Source organism: Rhizobium sp. CF122 (assembly GCF_000282035.1).
Classification (GTDB): domain Bacteria; phylum Pseudomonadota; class Alphaproteobacteria; order Rhizobiales; family Rhizobiaceae; genus Rhizobium.
On sequence record NZ_AKKA01000024.1, the window covers coordinates 23,293 to 44,162 of the forward strand.

At 60.7% G+C, this 20,870-nt stretch carries 22 protein-coding genes; 9 read left to right on the forward strand and 13 right to left on the reverse strand.

The annotated features are described in order from the left end of the window. Positions 1–14 precede the first annotated feature (14 nt). Both PMI09_RS06840 and hydA read left to right on the forward strand, forming a co-directional pair. Positions 15–650, forward strand: a complete 636-nt coding sequence (locus PMI09_RS06840; RefSeq protein ID WP_007790238.1) for a LysE family translocator — start codon at positions 15–17, stop codon at positions 648–650. A 16-nt stretch (positions 651–666) separates the two neighbouring features. Then, positions 667–2,124, forward strand: a complete 1,458-nt coding sequence (gene hydA, locus PMI09_RS06845; RefSeq protein ID WP_007790240.1) for a dihydropyrimidinase — start codon at positions 667–669, stop codon at positions 2,122–2,124. A gap of 9 nt (positions 2,125–2,133) precedes the next feature. Here the strand turns inward: hydA and PMI09_RS06850 are convergent, their stop codons facing one another. After that, complete coding sequence (locus tag PMI09_RS06850) at positions 2,134–2,547, reverse strand: cupin domain-containing protein (RefSeq protein WP_007790241.1); 414 nt, start codon at positions 2,545–2,547, stop codon at positions 2,134–2,136. Positions 2,548–2,600: 53 nt separating this feature from the next. Here PMI09_RS06850 and PMI09_RS06855 point away from each other — a divergent pair, with 53 nt between their 5' ends. The 7 genes from PMI09_RS06855 (at position 2,601) to PMI09_RS06885 (ending at position 12,223) form a co-directional block, all read left to right on the forward strand. Beyond that, entirely contained in the window at positions 2,601–3,431 is an 831-nt protein-coding gene (locus PMI09_RS06855) for an ABC transporter ATP-binding protein (protein WP_052026516.1), read from the forward strand. A 36-nt stretch (positions 3,432–3,467) separates the two neighbouring features. Next, a complete protein-coding gene (locus PMI09_RS06860; RefSeq protein ID WP_007790243.1) occupies positions 3,468–4,352 on the forward strand; it encodes an ABC transporter permease in 885 nt (294 codons plus the stop codon). Further along, positions 4,349–5,476 (forward strand): ABC transporter permease, encoded by a 1,128-nt coding sequence (locus PMI09_RS06865; RefSeq protein ID WP_007790251.1) that lies wholly within the window; start codon positions 4,349–4,351, stop codon positions 5,474–5,476. Before PMI09_RS06860 ends, PMI09_RS06865 begins: the two co-directional genes overlap by 4 nt. 55 nt (positions 5,477–5,531) lie before the next feature. Continuing rightward, a complete protein-coding gene (locus PMI09_RS06870) occupies positions 5,532–6,503 on the forward strand; it encodes an ABC transporter substrate-binding protein (RefSeq protein WP_007790253.1) in 972 nt (323 codons plus the stop codon). Between the two features lie 402 nt (positions 6,504–6,905). Further along, the gene (locus tag PMI09_RS06875) at positions 6,906–8,096 is read left to right on the forward strand and encodes an efflux RND transporter periplasmic adaptor subunit (protein ID WP_007790255.1); all 1,191 of its coding nucleotides are present in this window, start codon (positions 6,906–6,908) and stop codon (positions 8,094–8,096) included. 10 nt (positions 8,097–8,106) lie between these two features. After that, positions 8,107–11,400 (forward strand): efflux RND transporter permease subunit, encoded by a 3,294-nt coding sequence (locus PMI09_RS06880; protein WP_007790257.1) that lies wholly within the window; start codon positions 8,107–8,109, stop codon positions 11,398–11,400. A 142-nt stretch (positions 11,401–11,542) separates the two neighbouring features. Further along, positions 11,543–12,223, forward strand: coding sequence for a Crp/Fnr family transcriptional regulator (locus PMI09_RS06885; RefSeq protein WP_007790258.1), 681 nt, complete (start codon positions 11,543–11,545; stop codon positions 12,221–12,223). A gap of 3 nt (positions 12,224–12,226) precedes the next feature. Here the strand turns inward: PMI09_RS06885 and ureG are convergent, their stop codons facing one another. From ureG to urtE, 12 genes are all read right to left on the reverse strand, one after another. After that, a complete protein-coding gene (ureG, locus tag PMI09_RS06890) occupies positions 12,227–12,838 on the reverse strand; it encodes an urease accessory protein UreG (protein WP_007790259.1) in 612 nt (203 codons plus the stop codon). Between the two features lie 102 nt (positions 12,839–12,940). Beyond that, positions 12,941–13,612 carry an urease accessory protein UreF gene (locus tag PMI09_RS06895; RefSeq protein WP_007790260.1) on the reverse strand — a complete coding sequence of 224 codons (672 nt, stop codon included), beginning with the start codon at positions 13,610–13,612 and terminating at the stop codon, positions 12,941–12,943. Positions 13,613–13,618: 6 nt separating this feature from the next. Then, a complete protein-coding gene (ureE, locus tag PMI09_RS06900; RefSeq protein ID WP_007790261.1) occupies positions 13,619–14,089 on the reverse strand; it encodes an urease accessory protein UreE in 471 nt (156 codons plus the stop codon). 97 nt (positions 14,090–14,186) lie between these two features. Beyond that, positions 14,187–15,038, reverse strand: coding sequence for a GGDEF domain-containing protein (locus PMI09_RS06905; protein WP_007790262.1), 852 nt, complete (start codon positions 15,036–15,038; stop codon positions 14,187–14,189). A 342-nt stretch (positions 15,039–15,380) separates the two neighbouring features. Next, a complete protein-coding gene (ureC, locus tag PMI09_RS06910) occupies positions 15,381–17,090 on the reverse strand; it encodes an urease subunit alpha (protein ID WP_007790263.1) in 1,710 nt (569 codons plus the stop codon). Positions 17,091–17,093: 3 nt separating this feature from the next. Continuing rightward, positions 17,094–17,717, reverse strand: coding sequence for a hypothetical protein (locus PMI09_RS06915; RefSeq protein ID WP_007790264.1), 624 nt, complete (start codon positions 17,715–17,717; stop codon positions 17,094–17,096). Positions 17,718–17,733: 16 nt separating this feature from the next. Further along, on the reverse strand, positions 17,734–18,141 hold the full coding sequence (locus PMI09_RS06920; RefSeq protein WP_007790265.1) for a lysozyme inhibitor LprI family protein: 408 nt from the start codon (positions 18,139–18,141) through the stop codon (positions 17,734–17,736). A gap of 19 nt (positions 18,142–18,160) precedes the next feature. Further along, positions 18,161–18,466: an urease subunit beta gene (locus PMI09_RS06925; protein ID WP_007790266.1), complete on the reverse strand. Its 306-nt coding sequence runs from the start codon at positions 18,464–18,466 to the stop codon at positions 18,161–18,163. Positions 18,467–18,476: 10 nt separating this feature from the next. Then, on the reverse strand, positions 18,477–18,731 hold the full coding sequence (locus tag PMI09_RS06930; RefSeq protein ID WP_007790270.1) for a DUF1272 domain-containing protein: 255 nt from the start codon (positions 18,729–18,731) through the stop codon (positions 18,477–18,479). A 7-nt stretch (positions 18,732–18,738) separates the two neighbouring features. Beyond that, positions 18,739–19,041: an urease subunit gamma gene (locus PMI09_RS06935; protein ID WP_007533656.1), complete on the reverse strand. Its 303-nt coding sequence runs from the start codon at positions 19,039–19,041 to the stop codon at positions 18,739–18,741. A gap of 132 nt (positions 19,042–19,173) precedes the next feature. Continuing rightward, positions 19,174–19,995 (reverse strand): urease accessory protein UreD, encoded by an 822-nt coding sequence (locus PMI09_RS06940; RefSeq protein ID WP_007790271.1) that lies wholly within the window; start codon positions 19,993–19,995, stop codon positions 19,174–19,176. Between the two features lie 179 nt (positions 19,996–20,174). Continuing rightward, the gene (gene urtE, locus PMI09_RS06945; protein WP_007790272.1) at positions 20,175–20,870 is read right to left on the reverse strand and encodes an urea ABC transporter ATP-binding subunit UrtE; all 696 of its coding nucleotides are present in this window, start codon (positions 20,868–20,870) and stop codon (positions 20,175–20,177) included.

Here is a 20,870-nt window from a genome sequence, read left to right on the forward strand (position 1 = left end):
TAGGAAAAGCACTCATGGATCTGACAACTATCCTTGCCTTCGTCGCAGTGACAACCTTGCTCGTTATCTCCCCGGGCCCAAACGGTGTTCTGATCGCCAAGACCGTACCCACCTCGGGTCGATTGGCGGGCTTTGCCAATGTCGCCGGCTTCGTCTCCGCCTTTTACCTGCATGGGGCGTTTGTTGTCTTCGGCGTCTCGGTCATTCTCGCGCGCTCGGCCGAGCTGTTCTTTGCAGTCAAGATGCTTGGCGCCGCCTATCTGTGCTGGGTTGGCGTCAAGGCGCTGGCGCAGGCCTGGCGCAATCCGCTTTCATCGCAGCCGATCGCCGCCCCTTCAAAACGCCGACGGACCCTGTTGGCGGCTTATATCGAGGGCTTTCTGACCAATGCACTCAATCCCAAGGTTGCGATGTTCTATCTCGCGGCCTTCCCGCAGTTCGTGCCGATGGAAAAAGCGACCGCCGCCAATATCTTCCTTTTGGTATTCATTCATTCGATGATCAACCTGGTCTGGTTTAGCGCCATGGTCGTCGTGTTTTCCCGCCTTGCTACGCTGACGCGTGGAGGCAGAGTGCAACGCTGGATCAAGGCGGCAACAGGCGTCGTCTTCGTCGGCTTCGGTCTAAAACTCGCAACCATGCGCGCCTGAAAAGCGGAGGTTCATCATGACATCAAAGATCATCAAGAACGGTACCATCGTCACCGCGGACCTGACCTACAAGGCGGACGTGAGGATCGAAGGCGGCAAGATCGTCGAGATCGGCCCCAACCTCTCCGGCACCGAAACGCTCGATGCCACGGGCTGCTACGTCATGCCGGGTGGTATCGACCCCCATGTCCATCTCGAAATGCCGTTCATGGGAACCTACTCCTCCGACGACTTCGAAAGCGGCACCCGTGCGGGCCTTGCCGGTGGCACGACCATGGTCGTCGATTTCTGCCTGCCGGGACCGGAACAGTCGCTGCTTGAAGCGCTGCAAATGTGGGACAACAAGACGAGCCGCGCAAACGCCGACTACTCGTTCCACATGGCCATCACCGGCTGGAACGAGCGCGTCTTCAACGAGATGGAGACGGTGGTCAAGGACAAGGGCATCAACACCTTCAAGCATTTCATGGCCTACAAGGGCGCGCTGATGGTGAACGACGACGAGATGTTCGCCTCTTTCCAGCGCTGTGCCGAGCTCGGCGCCCTGCCTCTGGTCCATGCCGAGAACGGTGACGTCGTTGCCTCGATGACCGCGAGGCTTCTCGCCGAAGGCAACAACGGTCCCGAGGCACATGCCTATTCACGCCCGCCCGAGGTCGAAGGCGAGGCAACCAATCGCGCCATTATGCTCGCCGACATGGCCGGCGTGCCGCTTTATGTCGTGCACACTTCCTGCGAACAGGCGCATGAAGCGATCCGCCGAGCCCGCCAGAAGGGCATGCGGGTCTATGGCGAGCCACTGATCCAGCACCTGACGCTCGACGAAAGCGAATATTTCAACAAGGACTGGGATCACGCCGCCCGCCGCGTCATGTCTCCACCCTTCCGCAACAAGCAGCACCAGGACAGCCTTTGGGCCGGCCTGCAGTCCGGCTCGCTGTCTGTGGTGGCGACCGACCATTGCGCCTTTACCACCGAGCAGAAGCGCTTCGGCGTCGGCAACTTCGCCAAGATCCCCAATGGCACCGGCGGCCTCGAGGACAGACTGCCTATGCTCTGGACTTATGGAGTGAACACTGGCCGCCTGACAATGAACGAGTTCGTTGCGGTCACCTCGACCAACATCGCCAAGATCCTCAATGTTTATCCGAAAAAGGGCGCCATCCTCGTCGGCGCCGATGCGGATATCGTCGTCTGGGATCCGAAGCGCTCGAAGACGATCTCGGCCAAGACGCAGCAATCGTCGATCGACTATAACGTCTTCGAAGGCAAGGAAGTCACCGGCCTGCCGCGCTACACGCTGACGCGCGGCGAAGTGGCGATCGAGGAAAGCACGGTCAAGACGAAGGAGGGCCACGGCCAGTTCGTCAAGCGCGAGCCGTTCCAGGCAGTCAATAAGGCGCTCTCGACATGGAAGGAGCTTGTGGCGCCCCGCAAGGTCGAACGGTCCGGCATTCCGGCGACGGGGGTCTGATCCTTGGCATCACTCCTGCACCAGCCGATCAAGCTCCGGAAGCAAAACGACGCTTTCCTGCTCGTTCGGATCGGTGCGGGCGATGATCGCGGTGCAGGGGGTACTGCTGAGGTTGGCGGGCAGATGCGGCACACCGGCGGGGATGTAGAACAGCTCGCCGGCGTGCACGACGACATGATGCTCCAGCTCGTCGCCATACCAGGTGTGAGCCACGCCGGAGAGCATGTAGATCGCCGTTTCATGCGACTCGTGCAGATGCGCCTTGGCCCGAACGCCGGGCGGAATCGTCAGCAAATGCATGCAGATGCCCTTGGCGCCGACCGTCTCGGCCGCGATGCCTTCGAAGTAACTGAGCCCCTGCTTGCCGTCGTAGGCATGACTGGGGCGCACAATGTGACAGGTGGGCTTTGATGTCGCGTCCATCGTCATCCTCCATGGACCTTGCCGGAACAATGAAAACAGCTACTCATACTATCATGCAAAGCGCAGAAGCGCGGGGAAAACAGGATACACAAGCATTGACGCAAGCTGCCTCCGTCGTATCCGCCAAGGACCTCTGTCTGACCTATGATGCCAGCGATGCTCCCGTGCATGCGCTGACAAACGTCAATCTCGACGTGCGCAAGGGCGACTTCGTCTCCTTCATCGGCCCTTCAGGTTGCGGGAAGACGACCTTCCTGCGCGTGATCGCCGATCTCGAAAGGAAAACATCGGGCGAGATCACGGTCAATGGCATGACGCCGGAGGAAGCCCGCAAGGCTCGCGCCTACGGCTACGTCTTCCAGGCGCCGGCACTTTATCCCTGGCGTACGATCGAGAAGAATATCGCTCTACCGCTCGAAATCATGGGCTACGCCTCGGCTGACCAGAAGAAACGCATCGCCGATGCGCTCGATCTGGTGAACCTATCCGGCTTCGAGAGGAAATTCCCCTGGCAGCTGTCCGGCGGCATGCAGCAGCGCGCCTCCATCGCCCGCGCACTCGCCTTCGATGCCGACCTGCTCTTGATGGACGAACCCTTCGGCGCCCTCGACGAAATCGTCCGCGACCACCTGAACGAGGAACTTCTCAAGCTCTGGGCGCGCACGAACAAGACCATCTGTTTCGTCACCCACTCGATCCCCGAGGCCGTCTACCTCTCCACCAAGATCGTGGTCATGTCACCCCGCCCCGGCCGCGTCACTGACGTCATTGACTCGCCCCTTCCCAAGGAGCGGCCGCTAGACATTCGCGAGTCGCCCGAGTTCCTTGAAATCGCCCATCGCGTGCGCGAGGGCCTGAGATCGGGGCACAGCTATGAGCACTAAGCCATTGGGTGTTAAAACCGGTGCGCGGGGGCGCTCATGAAATCAGATACCCTCAAGGATCGGATCGTTCCCGTCCTCACAATCCTCCTGGCATTGATCGCGATCTGGTACGTCGCGGCGATCTTGATGAACGCCTCCTTCCAGCGCGACATGGATCAGCGGGCCAACCAGACGCCTGGCACCATCGAATTCATCGAAAAGACGCTCTCGCAGCCAAAGCCGTTGCTGCCCGCGCCGCATCAGGTGGTGCAGAACGTCTTCGAGAACACCTTCCTGCGGAAGCTTTCGAGCAATCGCAGCCTCGTCTACCATAGCTGGGTCACACTCTCTTCGACGCTGCTCGGTTTCGGCTTCGGCACACTGCTCGGCATCGTGATCGCCGTCGGGATCGTGCACATCAAGGCGCTTGAGCGCAGCCTCATGCCATGGGTCATCGCCTCGCAGACCATACCGATCCTGGCAATCGCGCCGATGGTGATCGTCGTCCTCGGCGCCATCAACATCACCGGCCTGATCCCTAAGGCGCTGATCTCGACCTACCTCTCCTTCTTCCCGGTCACGGTCGGCATGGTGAAGGGTCTTCGTTCGCCCGAAGTCATGTTCCTCGATCTGATGCGGACCTATAACGCGACAGCCTCGCAGACCTTCTGGAAGCTTCGCGTTCCCGCCTCTGTGCCATTCCTCTTCACCTCGATGAAGGTCGCGATCGCCGCAAGCCTGGTCGGCGCAATCGTCGGCGAGCTTCCGACCGGTGCCGTCGCCGGCATCGGCTCGAAGCTGCTCGCAGGCTCCTACTACAGTCAGACGATCGACATCTGGGCGGCTCTCGTCGCAGGCTCGGTACTGGCCGCAAGCCTGGTCGCCATCGTCGGTCTTGTCGCAAAGATCGTCGATCGTTCGATGGGCGGGAGGGCGGCATGAGCCAGATGACGTTCTCATGGCAGGGCGTTCTTGCCCTGGTGCTGACGGCGATTGCGATCATCGCCTTGCCGATCATGGCCGAAGGCGCACCGGACCCGGTGTCGTCAATAACGGTGGGCCTGACGATCGCGCTGATCGTCGCCCTCGCCTTCGTTTCCTTTGCACCATTGCCGAAGCCATACATCGCCGCCGTTTTGCTGGTCGGTGCGCATTGGGCGGCGTGGGTGCTGCTCGCGGACGTGACCGGAAACGAAGGTTTGGCGACCAAATCCTTCTTCCTGCTGATGGCAGCCTGCTGGCTGCTTGCCTGGCGCTGCGTCACCGAGCTTTCGGCAATGACGCCAAGTTCCAGTTTTGTCCGCTCCTGCCTCCGGCTGCTGATCCCGGCAATCTTCGGCGCCTGGATCCTGATAATTTGGGAAGCGCTGACGCGCGGCGCCGGCATTCCCTTCGTTCTGCTGCCGCCGCCGAGCGCCATCGGCGCCAGGATCGCCGGCTCGCTGCCGATCCTGGCCGACGACGTACGCCAGACGATCTTCAAGGCGGTATTCGCCGGTTACATTATCGGCTGTGGTGCAGGCTTTGCCGTCGCGATCCTCGCCGATCGCGTCGCCTTCCTGCGCCTGGGATTGCTGCCGATCGGCAATATGGTGTCGGCACTGCCGATCATCGGTGTCGCGCCGATCATGGTGATGTGGTTTGGCTTCGACTGGCAGTCGAAGGCGGCCGTCGTCATCATCATGACCTTCTTCCCGATGCTGGTGAACACCGTCGCCGGCCTCGCTGCATCTGGTCCGATGGAGCGCGACCTGATGCAGACCTACGCTTCAAACTATTGGCAAACACTGCTGAAGCTCCGGCTTCCGGCGGCCATGCCCTTCATTTTCAATGCATTGAAGATCAACTCGACGCTGGCGCTCATCGGTGCCATCGTTGCGGAGTTCTTTGGTACGCCGATCGTTGGCATGGGCTTCCGTATCTCCACCGAGATCGGGCGCATGAATGTCGACATGGTCTGGGCCGAAATCGCCGTTGCGGCGCTGGTCGGCTCGATCTTTTATGGCGTCGTCGCCCTCGCCGAAAGGGCGGTGACTTTCTGGCATCCGTCTATCCGTGGTGGCTAGGCGTCGCTTTATTCCCGCAAATGGGATTGGGCATAACTTCAGAGGGAAAAAGAAAATGAAAAAACTGATTATTGCGATGATGGCGAGCGCGATGTCGCTCGCAGCAGCCCAGGCGATGGCTGCCGACAAGGTGACGCTGCAGCTCAAGTGGGTGACGCAGTCGCAGTTCGCCGGCTACTACGTCGCCAAGGAAAAGGGCTATTACGAAGAAGAGGGTCTCGACGTCACCATCAAGCCGGGCGGCCCTGACATCGCGCCGGAACAGGTGATCGCCGGCGGCGGCGCCGACGTCATCGTCGACTGGATGGGCGGTGCGCTCGTTGCCCGCGAAAAGGGCGTTCCGCTCGTCAACATCGCCCAGCCCTACCAGAAGTCGGGCATGGAAATGATCTGCCGCAAGGACGGCCCGATCAAGTCCGAAGCCGATTTCAAGGGGCGTACGCTGGGCGTCTGGTTCTTCGGCAATGAGTACCCGTTCTTCGCCTGGATGAACAAGCTCGGCCTGAAGACCGATGGCGGTGCTGACGGCGTGACCGTGCTGAAGCAGAGCTTCGACGTGCAGCCGCTGCTGCAGAAGCAGGCCGACTGCATCTCCGTCATGACCTACAATGAATACTGGCAGGCGATCGATGCCGGCTTCAAGCCTGAAGAACTGCTCGTCTTCAACTACACCGCCATGGGCAACGACCTTCTCGAAGACGGTCTCTATGCCATGGAAGACAAGCTGAAGGACCCCGCCTTCAAGGAGAAGATGGTCAAGTTCGTCAAGGCTTCGATGAAGGGCTGGAAATACGCAACCGAGAACCCCGATGAAGCTGCCGAAATCGTCGTTGATGCCGGCGGCCAGGACGAAAACCACCAGAAGCGCATGATGGGCGAAGTCGCCAAGCTGATCGGCGACGGCACGGGCAAACTCGACACCACCCTCTACGATCGCACGGCCAAGGCTCTCCTCGATCAGAAGATCATCAACAAGGAGCCGACCGGCGCCTGGACGCACGACGTCACGGACGCGGCTTCCAAGTAAAACAGTGACGTAAAACAGTGACTGCAACGGCGAAACGCGCGGAGCTTCCGCGCGTTTTGCTTTTTTGGCGAAAAGTTCGCGATCGATGTCGCATCAGGCGTGGCTCGCACGTCATATGGAGGCGATGCGCGATCAACTAACGGAATGCTTGCATAACCGGACAGTGATTGATCTACATCACAACGGTAATTATTGTGTTCAAATGAGGAATTATTTTCTGCTGGGCTTGCGCGATGGGCAAATCGCTACCACGTACAAACCGAGTTTGCCGGACGAGGGACTTCTTAAGTAAGAGTCGGCAAAGGATGCGGAAATACTTCTGAGAACACCAATACGGGAACCGGCCATTCGCGAGCTGATGACAACGCGCGAGTCGGGCCGAGCAAAACTGGATGACGTCGCATGGCACGTACGCCTGTTAAGATACTTCGCGCCTCAACCCTGCTGATCGCGGCAGCTGTTGCTTCGGCAGCATTTGCCCAGGAACAGCCGGTCGCAAAGCCGCAGCAGAACCTGCCGGCAATCGTTGTGACGAAGGCGTCCACCCGCACCCTCGTCGACCGCGTTGTTGCGACCGGTACGGTAAAGCCTGTCGAGGAAGTTTACATTCAGCCTCAAGTCGAAGGATTGTCGGTCCGCACGCTGAATGCCGATGTTGGCGACAGGGTTCAAGCTGAAAGCACGCTGGCGACCCTGAACGACGACGCACTCATCCTACAGAAGAGCCAGATGCAGGCCACGAAGGCCAAAAACGAAGCGAGCCTTGCGCAGCTTCGCGCTCAGTTGATCGAGGCGCAGGCCAATGCAGAGCAGGCGCGCCAACAGCAGGCACGCGCCCAGGAAATGGGCAAGAAGGGCACGGTTTCCACGGCGACCGTCGAGCAGGCTGATGCCGCAGCGGCATCAGCCAATGCCCGTGTCGATTCCGCAAAGCAGGCGATCCAGGTAGCCGTCGCGGAGATCAAGGTGACTGAAAGCCAGATTGCTGATGCCGATCTGAAGCTGGCGCGCACCGATGTCAAGACGCCCGTCGGCGGTACCGTCGCAGCCAAGAACGCCAAGATCGGCGCGATTGCACTCGCTACCGGCGACCCGCTCTTCACGATCATTCGCGACGACGAGATCGAGCTGGTAGCGGAAGTGGGTGAGAGCGACATCGTCAAGGTTCAGCCCGGCCAGAAGGCCACTCTCTCGCTCTCCGGCAGTCGCGAGAAGGTTACCGGCTCCGTACGCTTGGTTTCGCCAACGGTCGATCCGCTCACACGCCTCGGTTTGGTCCATATTTTGATCGATGACTCCAGCAAGGCACGCTCGGGCATGTACGGCAGCGCTGACATCGTCGTGCGCACCACGGAAAACGTGGCGCTCCCGGTCTCAGCCGTGCTGTCGAGCAGCGAGGGATCCTCGGCCCGCAAAGTCGAAAACAGCGTCGTCAAGTTTGCCAAGGTCGAAACCGGCATCCAGGACGGTGCCTATGTTGAAATCGTAAAGGGATTGAAAGCCGGCGACGAAGTCGTAGCCAAGGCGGGCGCCTACGTCCGTGATGGCGACCGCATTACGCCGGTTCGTGAACAGCCACCGGCTTCCAACTGAGAGACGACCGATGAACTTTTCAGCCTGGTCTATCCGAAATCCAGTCGCGTCGCTTCTGGCGTTTGCACTTCTGCTTTTCGTCGGCATCCAGTCCTTCAACAAGCTGCCGATCACGCGCTTTCCGAACATCGACGTTCCGCTCGTTTCCATCGTCGTCACGCAAAGCGGCGCTTCGCCCGCCGAGCTCGAGACACAGGTGACGAAGGAGATCGAGGACGCCGTTGCCAGCATAACCGGGATCGATGAGATCCAGTCGACGGTGACAGATGGCCAGTCGCAGACGGTCGTCATGTTCCGCATGGAAATTCCGACCGAGCAGGCTGTTCAGGACACCAAGGATGCGATCGACCGCATCCGCAGCGACCTGCCGGCAAACGTGGAAGAGCCGATCGTCTCGAAGGTCGACGTAGAGGGCCAGGCGATCCAGACCTTCGCCGTCTCCTCACCCGATATGACGCTTGAAGAGCTTTCCTGGTTCGTCGATGACACGATCAAGCGCGCCCTTCAGGGGCAGGCCGGTATCGGCCGCGTGGACCGTTACGGCGGGGCAGAGCGTGAAGTACGCATCGAGCTCAATCCCGACAAGCTGAACGCCCACGGCATAACCGCCGCGAGCGTAAACCAGCAGCTGCGCGGCACCAACGTGGACCTCGGCTCCGGCCGCGGCCAGGTGGCGGGTAGCGAGCAGGCGATCCGGGTGCTCGGCGATGCCCGCAACGTGGCGGAACTCGCCAACACAACGATCGCGCTGCCGAACGGTCGTTTCGTCAAGCTGTCCGACCTTGGCGCCATCAAGGACACCTATCAGGAGCCGAAGTCCTTCTCGCGTTTCGATGATACGCCAGTCGTCACTTTCGGCGTGTTCCGCTCGAAGGGCGCCAGTGAGGTCAGCGTTGCGGAGACTGTCGCCAAGAGCCTCGACAAGGTTCGGGCCGAGAACCCGAACGTCGGTATCGAGCTGATCAGCGACTCCGTCTACTTCACATACGGCAACTATGAAGCGGCCATCGATACGCTGATCGAAGGCGCGGTACTTGCAATCATCGTCGTCTTCCTGTTCCTCCGGAACTGGCGTGCAACGTTAATTTCGGCAGTCGCACTGCCGCTGTCGGCGATCCCGACGTTCTGGATTATGGACCTGATGGGCTTCTCGCTGAACCTAGTCAGCTTCCTGGCCCTGACGCTCGCGACAGGTATTCTCGTTGACGATGCGATCGTCGAAATCGAGAACATCGCCCGTCATATTAAGATGGGCAAGACTCCCTATCGCGCGGCAATCGAGGCCGCCGACGAAATCGGCCTCGCGGTGATCGCAACGACCTTCACGATCATCGCCGTGTTCGTGCCGGTGTCGTTTATGCCCGGCATCCCAGGCCAGTACTTCATTCAGTTTGGTCTCACGGTCGCCTTCTCCGTCTTCTTCTCGCTCATGGTGGCACGCCTCATCACGCCGATGATGGCTGCATACCTAATGCGTGCGGAAGACGGCATCGAGGACCATCACGACAATGATGGTCTCTTCTTCCGCGGTTACACGCGCCTCGTGCGCGCCACGACCCGGCGGTGGTGGACGCGTTATGCGACGCTGCTTGCGGCGATCGCGTTCCTCGTTGGCTCCGTCATGTTGCTTGCGCAGGTGCCCGGCAGCTTCCTGCCGCCGGAAGATGCATCGCGCATCGTGCTGTCCGTCGAACTGCCGCCGAACGCGACGCTCGACGATACCGATGCGACAACGGATGCGATCTACAAAGACGTCAAGGATATCGACGGCGTTGAAAGCGCATTCGTCCTCGGCGGCGCGTCTCCGAAGGGCGACCTCGAACTGCGCCGCGCGACCGTTACGCTCACGCTCCATAAGCTCGACCAGAGGCTTTCGAAAAAGCTTGTCGATGATTTCCTTGGGAAACTGCCGATCATCGGCCCGTATCTGCCGAAGGTGGAACCGAAGGGTCGCGTTCGCCCGCAGTGGGATATCGAAAAGGAGGTCTTTGCCAAACTCCGCCATATCCCTGACGTGCGTATCCTGAAGCTCAACGATCGCGGCGAGCGCGACTTGTCGTTCAACTTCCTCTCGAAGAACGAGAAGGACCTGAACGGCGCTGTCGGCATCCTGGAGTCAAAGCTGCGTGCCGATCCGCTGCTGGCAAACGTCAGCGCCGAGGGCGCCCTGCCCCGTCCTGAACTTCAGGTCCGCCCCCGCAAGGACCAGGCTGCCCGTCTTGGCATCACGCCGCAACAAATCTCCGAGACCATCCGCGTCGCCACCATCGGTGACATTGATGCGGCCCTCGCCAAGATCAACCTGGACGATCGCCAGATTCCGATCCGCGTCCAGGCGTCGCTCGACATGCGCCGCGATCTTGCCGCCCTGCGGGCACTGAAGATCCAGACCGCGAGCGGCGGCACCGTGCCGCTCTCCACCGTCGCCGATATCGACTATTCGGAGGGCGTCAGCTCAATCAAGCGCAACAACCGCTACCGCGTGGTCTCGATCGGCTCCGACCTGCCGCAGGGTGTGGCGCTCGACACGGCATCCGCTCGGTTCCGGCAGATCGTCACTGAGGCCAAGATCCCTCCGACGGTCCAGCTGGCTGAAAGCGGCGATACGAAGGTCCAGACCGAAATGCAGCAGAGCTTCGTCAACGCCATGTTGATGGGCCTCATGCTGGTGCTGACTGTGCTGATCCTCCTCTTCAAGGACGTGATCCAGCCCTTCACCATCCTGTTCTCGCTGCCACTTGCGATCGGCGGCGTGGCAGTCGGGTTGCTCGTCACCCAGAACCCGCTCTCCATGCCCGTCATGATCGGCATCCTGATGCTGATGGGTATCGTGACGAAGAACGCCATCCTGCTCGTCGACTTCGCGATCGAGATGCGACATCGCGGCATGGAGCGGGTGGAGGCCATGGTCGAGGCAGGCCGCAAGCGCGCCCGCCCGATCATCATGACCTCTATCGCGATGTCGGCAGGCATGCTGCCGTCGGCGCTCGGCGTTGGCGAAGGCGGTTCATTCCGCGCGCCGATGGCGATTGCCGTGATCGGCGGCATTATCGTGTCGACCGTGCTTTCGCTGGTCGTCGTGCCTTCGTTCTTCCTGATCATGGACGATCTCTCCCGTCTGCTTGCCTGGATGTTCGGCCGTCTGGTGGGCAGGAAGGACAAGGAAGATCTGGCAATGTCCCGCGAAGAGCTCACGCAGGTTGTTGGCGCCCTTGAAGGCCGGGTAACCGCAATCGAGACTCCGGAAGGCAAGCGCGGCAAATCAGGCAATGTCGTGCGCCTGCCGCCTTTCGCGGCGGAGTAGCCGCCAATTCAGAAGCCGGGGTCACGCCCCGGCTTTTTTATTAGGCCACATTTGATCGAGATCAAGTTCTGAACTGCACCCCCCGGTTACCCTTACCAGTATCAGGTAGGGGCGGCACTTGCCGCGCCACAGGGAGAAACAGATGACCAGAGCTTTGAAACTGAGCGGCGCGCAGCGTGCGGTGCTTGGTGGTGCATTGATCGCGTCCAGCCTCGACCGGCAGGAGCAAGATGCTCTGCTGTCTTGCGCGGTGGCGGTGCGTTATGAGCCGCAGGACGTTCTCTTCCGCGAACGCGAGAAGGCACGTTACTTCTACTGCGTGCTGAGCGGCTATGTTCGCCTCTTTCGCGACGCCGAAGGCCGCGTAGCCGATATCAGCATCTGCGAGCCGGGCGACAGCTTCGGCGAATGCCTGGTGCTTGCCGGCGAAGGATACAATTACAACGCCCAAGCGATGGAACACGCGATCCTCGCCCGCTTCGACATCGCACAGGTCAAAGCGCTACTGGACGCGCGCCCGCGCATTGGCGGCGCGATCGCGCGTAGCCTCTCGCAGCATCTGCTTTCGACCATGGATTGCCTGGCGCGGGATCGCATGCAGACGAGCCCGCAGCGCGTCGCGCATTACCTGCTGACACACTGCACGAATGAAGGCACGCGCGCCTCCTTGCGCCTTCCATTCCAGAAGAGCCTTCTGGCACGAAAGCTGGGCCTTGCGCCGGAGGCACTGTCACGTGCCTTCTCCACCTTGCGCACATCAGGCGTAAGCGTTAGCGGCCGCGCCATCGCGATCGAGGATATCAATGTGCTGAGGCAGGTCTGACCTCTAGAGGCCACCGTGTTCCTTCAGGAAGCTGACGATGGAATTGACGCCATCGCCGCGTTTCATGTCGGAGAAAACGAAGGGGCGTGCCTGGCGCATGCGGGTCGCATCGCGGTCCATGACTTCCAGGTCCGCGCCGACATAGGGAGCCAAATCCTTCTTGTTAATGACGAGAAGGTCGGATTTGGTAATGCCGGGGCCACCCTTGCGCGGGATTTCCTCGCCCTGGCAAACCGAGATGACGTAGATCGTGATATCCGCCAGATCAGGAGAGAAGGTGGCAGCCAGATTGTCGCCGCCCGACTCGATGAAAACAACATCGAGATCGGGAATCCGCTCGTTGAGGCCGGCGATGGCCTGCAAATTGATCGTAGCGTCTTCACGGATTGCCGTATGCGGGCAACCGCCGGTTTCGACGCCAACGATCCGATCCGACGGCAAAGCCTGCATGCGCATCAGCGCCTCGGCATCCTCAGTCGTGTAGATGTCGTTCGTGACAACGGCGACGGAATATTCGTCACGCATGGCCTTGCAGAGTTTTTCGGTGAGCGCCGTCTTGCCGGAGCCAACCGGCCCACCGATGCCTACGCGTAAGGGTCCGTTTCCTGATTTCATGTTCTGAACTCCAATAACAGCCGATGATAGCGCCCCGCTCGAAGAGCGACCACCGGCAAATGACGCAGGTCGTGACGGCTGGCCGGACCTGCCTGGATAAAGTCATGATCGAAAGAGCCGCGTCGGCTGCGTCTCGTGGCGCAGCGACATGATATCGGCCTGGATGGTCGCCGATCCGAGATCGTCGAGTGTCGACGCGGCTGCCCGCTTCGCGACGGAGGCTATTTCGCCTTCCAGCCGCGACAGAATGGCAACGCCATCCTTCTGCCCGGCAACGCCGAGACGGATGCCTGCGGAAACTGCCTGCGAGAGATAGGCATGGAGGAATGCCGCGATCGCCTTCTCCGACGCCACCCCATGCGCACCCGCAACGGCGCCGATGGCCACTGGATACGCCACGGGTCGTGGCAATCGATCGAAGACCTCGTCTGGCCACGCACTGGCGGCAGACAGGAACGCATCGCCAAGCAGCATCGTTTCCTGATGACGCTCGCGCGAGCCGGCAAGCGCCTCAGCGAGTTCCGCCAGTTCGCCAAGCCGCTCCAGTTGTCCGTGACAGCGGTGGCTCTCAGCGAGAAGAACGGCATCATTCCACACAGCCCCACGCGCGATCAGGTTCGATGCCCACCCCGCAAGCGAATGGGCATCGGTGACCAACCCATCGTGGACGGCACGCTCCAAACCACCTGAATAAGCGAACGACCCGACGGGGAAGGCTGGCGAAAGCCATGCCATCAGCCGCAGCAGAGCTTGCAGATCAGCGTCATCAGTCATGTTTGCTCAGTCGTGCGAGTGATGGTCATGCCCATGCGAGGGTGCGTGCGAATGATAGGCGCCGCGCGCCGGCTGGAACGGCTCGGCAACTTCCCGGACCGTCGCACCAAGCCCTTCCAGCATGGAGCGGATCACATGATCCCGCAGGATGAGAATGCGGTCTTCCTCGATCTGCGCGCCGAGATGCCGATTGCCGAGGTGCCACGCGAGCTCGATCAGGTGCAGGCGATCCTTGCCCTTGACCTCGAAAAGCTTCTCGTCGGCCGCCACGATTTCGATGAGTTCGCCGTCCTCGAGAACCAGCATATCGCCACTTGCAAAAAGCACCGGCTCCTTGAGATCGAGCATGACCATCTCGCCGTCTTCGAGATGGAGCAGCTTCCGCCGCAAATGCCTCAAGTCGTGCGGCAGAACGACTTTTCCGATCGGGTTCGAGGAAGGCGTTCCGACAGGTAGATAGGAAGTAACGCGTTGCATGACATGTCCAATTCGCTTGAGATTGCGACCATGCAAAATAGCCCCGTACGATGCAAGATGGAATGAGGCGCTGGACAATAGCGCCGCCCGAATTTCTTCAGGCCAGCCGCGCCTCATCGCAATCCATATTCATCGCGCGAGCAGCCGCAGCTTCCGCCGGCAGATGCCTGCGCCAACCCGGATGCAGTCCCTCGTTCTCATGCACCACGCGGTTTCGACCGAGCGCCTTTGCCAGGTAAAGTGCCTTGTCTGCCGCTGAATAGGCACCCTCCTTGCTGCGCCCCGGCTCGAGCTCGGCAATACCGGCCGACACAGTAAGTGCAACCACGCAATCGTCGGCAACGACGGGATGCGCCGCCAAACGTGCGCAGACCGACCGCACTCTCTCGATCCGCTGTTCCTGCGAGCCACCGACAACGATCGCGCCGAACTCTTCTCCGCCCAGCCTCCCCGCGACGGAGTGCCCGTCGAAGGCGGCGGCCAGAATGGCCGACACGGCCACGATCACGGCGTCGCCACAGCCATGACCGAAGCGATCATTGATGGCCTTGAAACGGTCCACATCGAAGATCGCGAGGCAGGCATTTCCATCAACCTGCCCCAATGCCTCGGTAAAGGCGCGTCGGTTGAGAAGACCTGACAGCACGTCCGTACGGCTTAAGTGCTCGAACTCTGCGCGCGAGACGCTGAGCTGATGCATCGCGTGACCTGCCACGAGAGACAACATGCTCGAAACTGCACCGCCGATAAGCCACGACAGCAAGACGCCATAGACAACGCCGTGAGCGAGCGGGACAGGCAACATTCCCATCCAGTCGAGCGGAGGCAATACGAGCGTTATCACGACCGACGACAGCGTCACCGCCAGGAAGCTCATCTTGAGAGCGAACACGTAAATTGTGTGGCGATCCTGAAAATCGCCAAGCTCCGCCTGGAGTGAAATTCTCATGCGAATCGACCTTCTTGCCCACCGCTAGGGAGATTGCTTAGAGGCCAACTCCTGCCGAGTTCTTAAGTCAATTGTTAAGATTTGAGCGAGTTTTATGAATTGATCGCCGGTTGAAAAGTGCCCGAAAACGCAACGCTTTCTGCCGTGAATCAACCAATAAAGCCGAAATCATAAGCCACTGTTTTTGCCTATGTTTTCAAGCCGCAACAACAACAATGTTCCAATATGAACAGGCCGCCTCAAGGTGGAACATCGAAAAATAAAAAACAACCCAGGGAAGATTCAGTCTTAACGCAAGATGTTAGGACCGACCGGCCTCTGACACCGGTCGGCTCCAAACAGTCAAAACAGGAAGTAACGTTGCGCCATCGGCAGCACCGTCGCCGGCTCGCAGGTCAGCAACTCGCCGTTGGCACGGACCTCGTAGGTCTCGGGATCGACCTCGATTTCAGGCGTCAGGCTGTTGTGGATCATCGACGCCTTGGAAATACCGCCACGGGTGTTCTTCACCGCGACGAGATTCTTGGCGACGCCGAGACGGCTCTTCAGACCGGCGTCGAGCGACGCCTGCGAAACGAAGGTTACCGACGAATTGGTGCGTAGCTTGCCGTGGGCGGCAAACATCGGCCGGTAGTGCATCGGCTGCGGCGTCGGGATCGAAGCGTTCGGATCGCCCATCGGAGCTGCCGCGATCGAACCGCCGAGCAATACCATCTCCGGCTTGACGCCGAAGAAGGCAGGGTTCCACAGGACCAGATCGGCGCGCTTGCCCACTTCGACCGAACCGATCTCGTGGCTGAGGCCCTGGGCGATCGCAGGGTTGATGGTGTATTTCGCAATGTAGCGGCGAACGCGGAAGTTGTCGTTCTCGCCCGTCTCTTCCTTGAGGCGTCCGCGCTGACGCTTCATCTTGTCGGCCGTCTGCCAGGTGCGGATCGCTACCTCGCCGACGCGGCCCATGGCCTGGCTGTCGGACGAGATGATCGAGAAGGCGCCAATATCGTGAAGAATATCTTCAGCGGCGATCGTCTCCTTGCGGATGCGGCTTTCGGCAAAGGCGATATCTTCCGGGATCGACGGCGACAGGTGATGGCAGACCATCAGCATGTCGAGATGCTCGGCAACCGTGTTGACGGTATAGGGCCGGGTCGGATTGGTCGACGACGGAATGACGTTCGACTGGCCACAGATCTTGATGATATCAGGCGCATGTCCGCCGCCCGCGCCCTCCGTGTGGAAGGCGTGGATTGTGCGGCCCTTGATAGCGCCGATCGTATCCTCCACGAAGCCGCTTTCGTTCAGCGTATCGGTATGGATCATCACCTGGATGTCGTATTCGTCGGCGACCGAAAGGCAGCAGTCAATCGCCGCCGGCGTCGTGCCCCAATCTTCGTGCAGCTTTAGCGACGACGCGCCGGCCAGCACCATTTCCTCGAGCGCCGCCGGCAGCGAGGCGTTGCCCTTGCCGGCAAGCGCGAGGTTCATCGGAAAGCCGTCGAAGCTCTCGATCATCCGCTCGATATGCCAGGCGCCGGTGCAGGTGGTGGCCAGCGTGCCATGTGCGGGGCCCGTGCCGCCGCCCAGCATGCAGGTGACGCCGGACATCAGCGCTTCTTCGATCTGCTGCGGGCAGATGTAGTGGATATGCGCGTCCATGCCGCCGGCCGTGATGATCTTGCCTTCGCCCGCGATTGCCTCGGTCGAGGGACCGACGATGATGTTGACGCCCGGCTGGGTATCGGGATTACCCGCCTTCCCGATCGCCGCGATACGGCCGTTCTTGAGCCCGATATCGGCCTTGTAGATGCCGGAGTGATCGATAACCACGGCATTGGTGATAACGGTATCGACGGCACCCTGCGCCCGCGTTGCCTGGCTCTGCCCCATGCCATCACGGATAACCTTGCCGCCGCCGAACTTCACCTCTTCGCCATAGGTGGTGAAGTCCTTCTCGATCTCGATGAAGAGCTCCGTATCGGCAAGACGCACCTTGTCGCCGGTGGTCGGGCCGAACATGCTGGCATAGGCGGCGCGGGAAATCTTGTAAGGCATATGTCAGGCTCCTTGGGAGGAAGAAAGGGATGTGCTCGCCGGCAGCCGCGTGACGCGGCCGGCGGCGACATAACTGTCGACAAGCTGCCGTTCGGCAGCAAAGGGATGCCATTCCCAACCCGCATGGCCGAAGCCCGCGAGATCGATGGCCGCCTCGGGAAATCTGTTCATCACTTCAGCGATCACGATCATGCCGCTGCTCGGCACGACGTAAGGCGCCGGGTGGTAAGCCGCGAGCGCCGTGTCGACGGCCTCATGAATCACTTTATCAACGACCACATGCGCCTTTCCAACGGCCGTGCAGAACGCATTGAATTGACTCGTGTAATCGTCGCAGAAATCACCCAGCTCGGGATGCGATACGGCAAGTGGCGCACGCAGCTCCGCGAATTTCTCCGGATCGCGCACGCTCCAGATCGCCGCCGCTTCCCGCACGCCGGGATGTTCCCGCCACGCATCGGAGCCGAGCATTGCCTTTGCTGGCCGCCCGGTATTGCAGATCGCGACGACATCGGTGCGGCCCGGGCTCGCCTCATAGGACCGGCATTCGTTGAAGCGGATCACGAATGCGGCATCCACCACCGCGGCCGCCGCTTCTGCTCCGATCTCTCCGTTGCCGACGATCATGATCCTGCCAACCACCTCAGTTGCCCATCGTTTCTGCAAGTTCCTTGAGCTGCTTGGTGCGTTCGTCCGTCAACTCGGCGATGCAGCCGGCGACCAGCATCGGCTCCATCGTGCCGCCGCGCGCCTGGAAGCCTGCCGCCTCGCACTCCGCATCGCGAAAATCGACCCACGCCCGCTGTGCCTTTACAAGCGCCTTCTCGGCACCGCTATCGGCGCCGAGATCCTTGTCGAGCGTAGCAAGCGCCGCGCGCGTAATCTTGTATTGGGCGTTCAGCGCCTTGTCGGCGGTTTCCTGACGCACCTGCTCACAAGCGGTCATGTCGGCCTGCGTGACGGGATTTTTGCAGTCCAGATCCTCGGCACTGGCGCCGAAGGCGATGAACATCGCAACGCCGGCCGCCAGAAGATGCAAGCTCGCGCGCATCGTTTCCTCCCGGACCACTTTAGAGCTTGCCCATCACGAGCTGGCGGAAACCATAGACCTCGCGCTTGCCGGAAAGCGGGATCAGCGTTACCGATCGCGTCTGGCCGGGCTCGAAGCGCACGGCAGTGCCTGCCGGGATATCAAGTCGCATGCCGTGCGCTTTCTCTCGTTCGAAGGACAGGCCCGCATTCGTCTCCGCGAAATGATAGTGGCTGCCAACCTGCACCGGACGATCGCCGGTGTTCGAGACCTCGAGCGTTACCGTCGGCGCACCGACGTTCAGCTCGATCTCGCCGCTTGCGGCAATGATTTCTCCTGGGATCATGATCTTCTCCTCACGTGGCCTTGATGGGCATACAGCCCTCGGCCTTCAGAACGCGCTTTGTCGAGGCGGGGTATTTGGCAAGCTTGGCCGCCGGGCGCACCGGGCGGCGCACGAGCTCGCCGCCGCAATTCGGGCAGACACCGCCGAGGACATCGGCGACACAATCGGTGCAGAATGTGCATTCGAAGGTGCAGATCATCGCCTCGGAACTGTCAGGCGGCAGATCCTTGTCGCAGCATTCGCAATTGGGGCGCAGCTCCAGCATGTGAACCTCAGCGGATCGGCTCGTGGACCGTCACGAGCTTGGTGCCATCGGGAAAAGTCGCCTCGACCTGCACGTCGTGGATCATCTCCGCGATGCCTTCCATGACCTGGTGACGGCCGATGACATGGGCGCCGGCTTCCATCAGTTCCGCGACCGGGCGACCATCACGCGCGCCTTCGACGACGAAATCGGTGATCAGCGCGATCGCTTCCGGATGGTTGAGCTTGACGCCCCGCTCCAACCGCCGCCGCGCGACCATGGCCGCCATCGAAATCAACAGCTTGTCTTTTTCTCTCGGTGTGAGGTTCATCGTGCATCCATCTGCTTGGTCAGTGCATGATGCCGAAAAGTCTGAAGCGGTTTTCGGACGACATCATGCTCTACTTCTTTAATTTAGAACCGGATTCAGATTTCAGGTCGGAGAACCTGAAATCATCCGGTTCTAGAGATTCCAGACTTTCGGTACCGGCGCTCCATTGCGCAAGGTCGAAATGATCGGGATTAGGATTTTTCTCAAGGCGAAACCGTCGGGCGCCGAAAGACGCACGACGAGCTTGCCGGCCCAGCTGCTGGCGCCGCCCATATGATCTTCGAGCAAGGGACGCACTGCGCTGAGATAAGCTTCCGCACGCGGCCCGACATAGAGCACCGTCGCAAACGCGACCTTGCCACCGAGCACAGCATCCGCACAGGCAAGCGATGCGACACTCCCCTGCAATTGCAGGTCTTCCGCGTGGCAGAGTCGGCCTGCCTTGCGGATACGCCAGCGGTCGCGAAAGAGGCCGGTGTCCACCGCCTCCCCCATCGCCTTGCGGCCAAGCAGGATCGCTTCGACGGCCAGGAATTCGGCATCATCATCGAGATCGACGTCGAGTCTTCGAAACAGCGACGAGCGATCGAACAGAATGGTTTCCTGCGGCAGCCAGTCCACCCGAGCGTTGGCGCCAACAGAAATGCTGGTGTTGACCTCGGCCGTTCCCGCTGACGCCTTGTAAATCTTCTCGCAGGCCTGGGTGGTGACGTCGATGCGCGTGCTTGGACCGGCATTTACGTTCCAGCTCATCCGGTCGCCGCCGGTGAGGCCGCCTGCCGTATTGATGATGACAGCCTCCATGGAGGAATCGAATGTATCGGGAAGGCGGATTTTTGCCGCTCCCTCCTGATAAAGCTCCTGCAGGCGCGTGCGCCCGTCGAGCGTCTTTGCAGCCAGATGCCCGCACCCCTCGGCTCTTTGCGGTCTCGTGGCTACCGCCCGGTTCGTCATTCCATCCCTTTCCAGTACACCGCCGGTTGACCCCAGCCGTTTTCATTGAAGTTAGTAACCAGCTGAAAGCAAGCAATTCCTGTGCCGCGCCCATGCGTTCCGCGCCTTCGGACCAGCAGCTTCGACGCACTCAGGAATTGCCGAAGAAAGCAGCATCTGCCCAATGGATTGCCGCAGGATCAGACGGTCAGATGACGACGCGCTTCGGGTGTATCAAGCGTTTCGGCAAGCCCCTCATGAACGATCTCACCGCGATCCATGATGTAGACATAGTCGGCGAGCTCGCGGCAGAAATCGAGATACTGCTCGACCAGCAGGATCGCCATGCCGGTGCTGTCGCGCAGATAGCGGATCGCCCGGCCGATATCCTTGATGATCGACGGCTGGATGCCTTCGGTCGGCTCGTCGAGCACGAGGATCTTCGGCCGCGTCACCATCGCCCGGCCGATCGCCAGTTGCTGCTGCTGTCCGCCCGACAAATCGCCGCCGCGCCGCCCGAGCATCGACTGCAGCACCGGAAACAGGCTGAAAATATCATCAGGGATGGAACGGTCCCGGCGCCCCAGCGGCGCAAAGCCGGTCTCGAGGTTTTCCTTGACCGTCAGCAAGGGAAAGATCTCGCGGCCCTGAGGCACATAGCCGATGCCCTGCTTGGCGCGGGCAAATGGCGGCAGTCCGTTCAGCTTCACGTCGTTGAAGCTGACACTGCCAGCCGACAGCGGATGCTGGCCGGTAACGGCGCGGAGAAGAGAGCTCTTGCCCACGCCGTTACGCCCCAGCACGCAAGTGATCTTGCCCATGTCAGCCTTGATGGAGATGCCGCGCAACGCCTGTGCCGCGCCGTAGTGAAGGTTTGCATTCTCGACTGTCAGCAT

Bases quoted from the DNA above. Each gene is read 5' to 3' on its own strand.
- PMI09_RS06840 (WP_007790238.1), top strand. From the start codon at position 15: ATGGATCTGACAACTATCCTTGCCTTCGTCGCAGTGACAACCTTGCTC.
- hydA (WP_007790240.1), top strand. From the start codon at position 667: ATGACATCAAAGATCATCAAGAACGGTACCATCGTCACCGCGGACCTG.
- PMI09_RS06850 (WP_007790241.1), bottom strand. From the start codon at position 2,547: ATGGACGCGACATCAAAGCCCACCTGTCACATTGTGCGCCCCAGTCAT.
- PMI09_RS06855 (WP_052026516.1), top strand. From the start codon at position 2,601: ATGCAAAGCGCAGAAGCGCGGGGAAAACAGGATACACAAGCATTGACG.
- PMI09_RS06860 (WP_007790243.1), top strand. From the start codon at position 3,468: ATGAAATCAGATACCCTCAAGGATCGGATCGTTCCCGTCCTCACAATC.
- PMI09_RS06865 (WP_007790251.1), top strand. From the start codon at position 4,349: ATGAGCCAGATGACGTTCTCATGGCAGGGCGTTCTTGCCCTGGTGCTG.
- PMI09_RS06870 (WP_007790253.1), top strand. From the start codon at position 5,532: ATGAAAAAACTGATTATTGCGATGATGGCGAGCGCGATGTCGCTCGCA.
- PMI09_RS06875 (WP_007790255.1), top strand. From the start codon at position 6,906: ATGGCACGTACGCCTGTTAAGATACTTCGCGCCTCAACCCTGCTGATC.
- PMI09_RS06880 (WP_007790257.1), top strand. From the start codon at position 8,107: ATGAACTTTTCAGCCTGGTCTATCCGAAATCCAGTCGCGTCGCTTCTG.
- PMI09_RS06885 (WP_007790258.1), top strand. From the start codon at position 11,543: ATGACCAGAGCTTTGAAACTGAGCGGCGCGCAGCGTGCGGTGCTTGGT.
- ureG (WP_007790259.1), bottom strand. From the start codon at position 12,838: ATGAAATCAGGAAACGGACCCTTACGCGTAGGCATCGGTGGGCCGGTT.
- PMI09_RS06895 (WP_007790260.1), bottom strand. From the start codon at position 13,612: ATGACTGATGACGCTGATCTGCAAGCTCTGCTGCGGCTGATGGCATGG.
- ureE (WP_007790261.1), bottom strand. From the start codon at position 14,089: ATGCAACGCGTTACTTCCTATCTACCTGTCGGAACGCCTTCCTCGAAC.
- PMI09_RS06905 (WP_007790262.1), bottom strand. From the start codon at position 15,038: ATGAGAATTTCACTCCAGGCGGAGCTTGGCGATTTTCAGGATCGCCAC.
- ureC (WP_007790263.1), bottom strand. From the start codon at position 17,090: ATGCCTTACAAGATTTCCCGCGCCGCCTATGCCAGCATGTTCGGCCCG.
- PMI09_RS06915 (WP_007790264.1), bottom strand. From the start codon at position 17,717: ATGATCGTCGGCAACGGAGAGATCGGAGCAGAAGCGGCGGCCGCGGTG.
- PMI09_RS06920 (WP_007790265.1), bottom strand. From the start codon at position 18,141: ATGCGCGCGAGCTTGCATCTTCTGGCGGCCGGCGTTGCGATGTTCATC.
- PMI09_RS06925 (WP_007790266.1), bottom strand. From the start codon at position 18,466: ATGATCCCAGGAGAAATCATTGCCGCAAGCGGCGAGATCGAGCTGAAC.
- PMI09_RS06930 (WP_007790270.1), bottom strand. From the start codon at position 18,731: ATGCTGGAGCTGCGCCCCAATTGCGAATGCTGCGACAAGGATCTGCCG.
- PMI09_RS06935 (WP_007533656.1), bottom strand. From the start codon at position 19,041: ATGAACCTCACACCGAGAGAAAAAGACAAGCTGTTGATTTCGATGGCG.
- PMI09_RS06940 (WP_007790271.1), bottom strand. From the start codon at position 19,995: ATGACGAACCGGGCGGTAGCCACGAGACCGCAAAGAGCCGAGGGGTGC.
- urtE (WP_007790272.1), bottom strand. From the start codon at position 20,870: ATGCTGACAGTCGAGAATGCAAACCTTCACTACGGCGCGGCACAGGCG.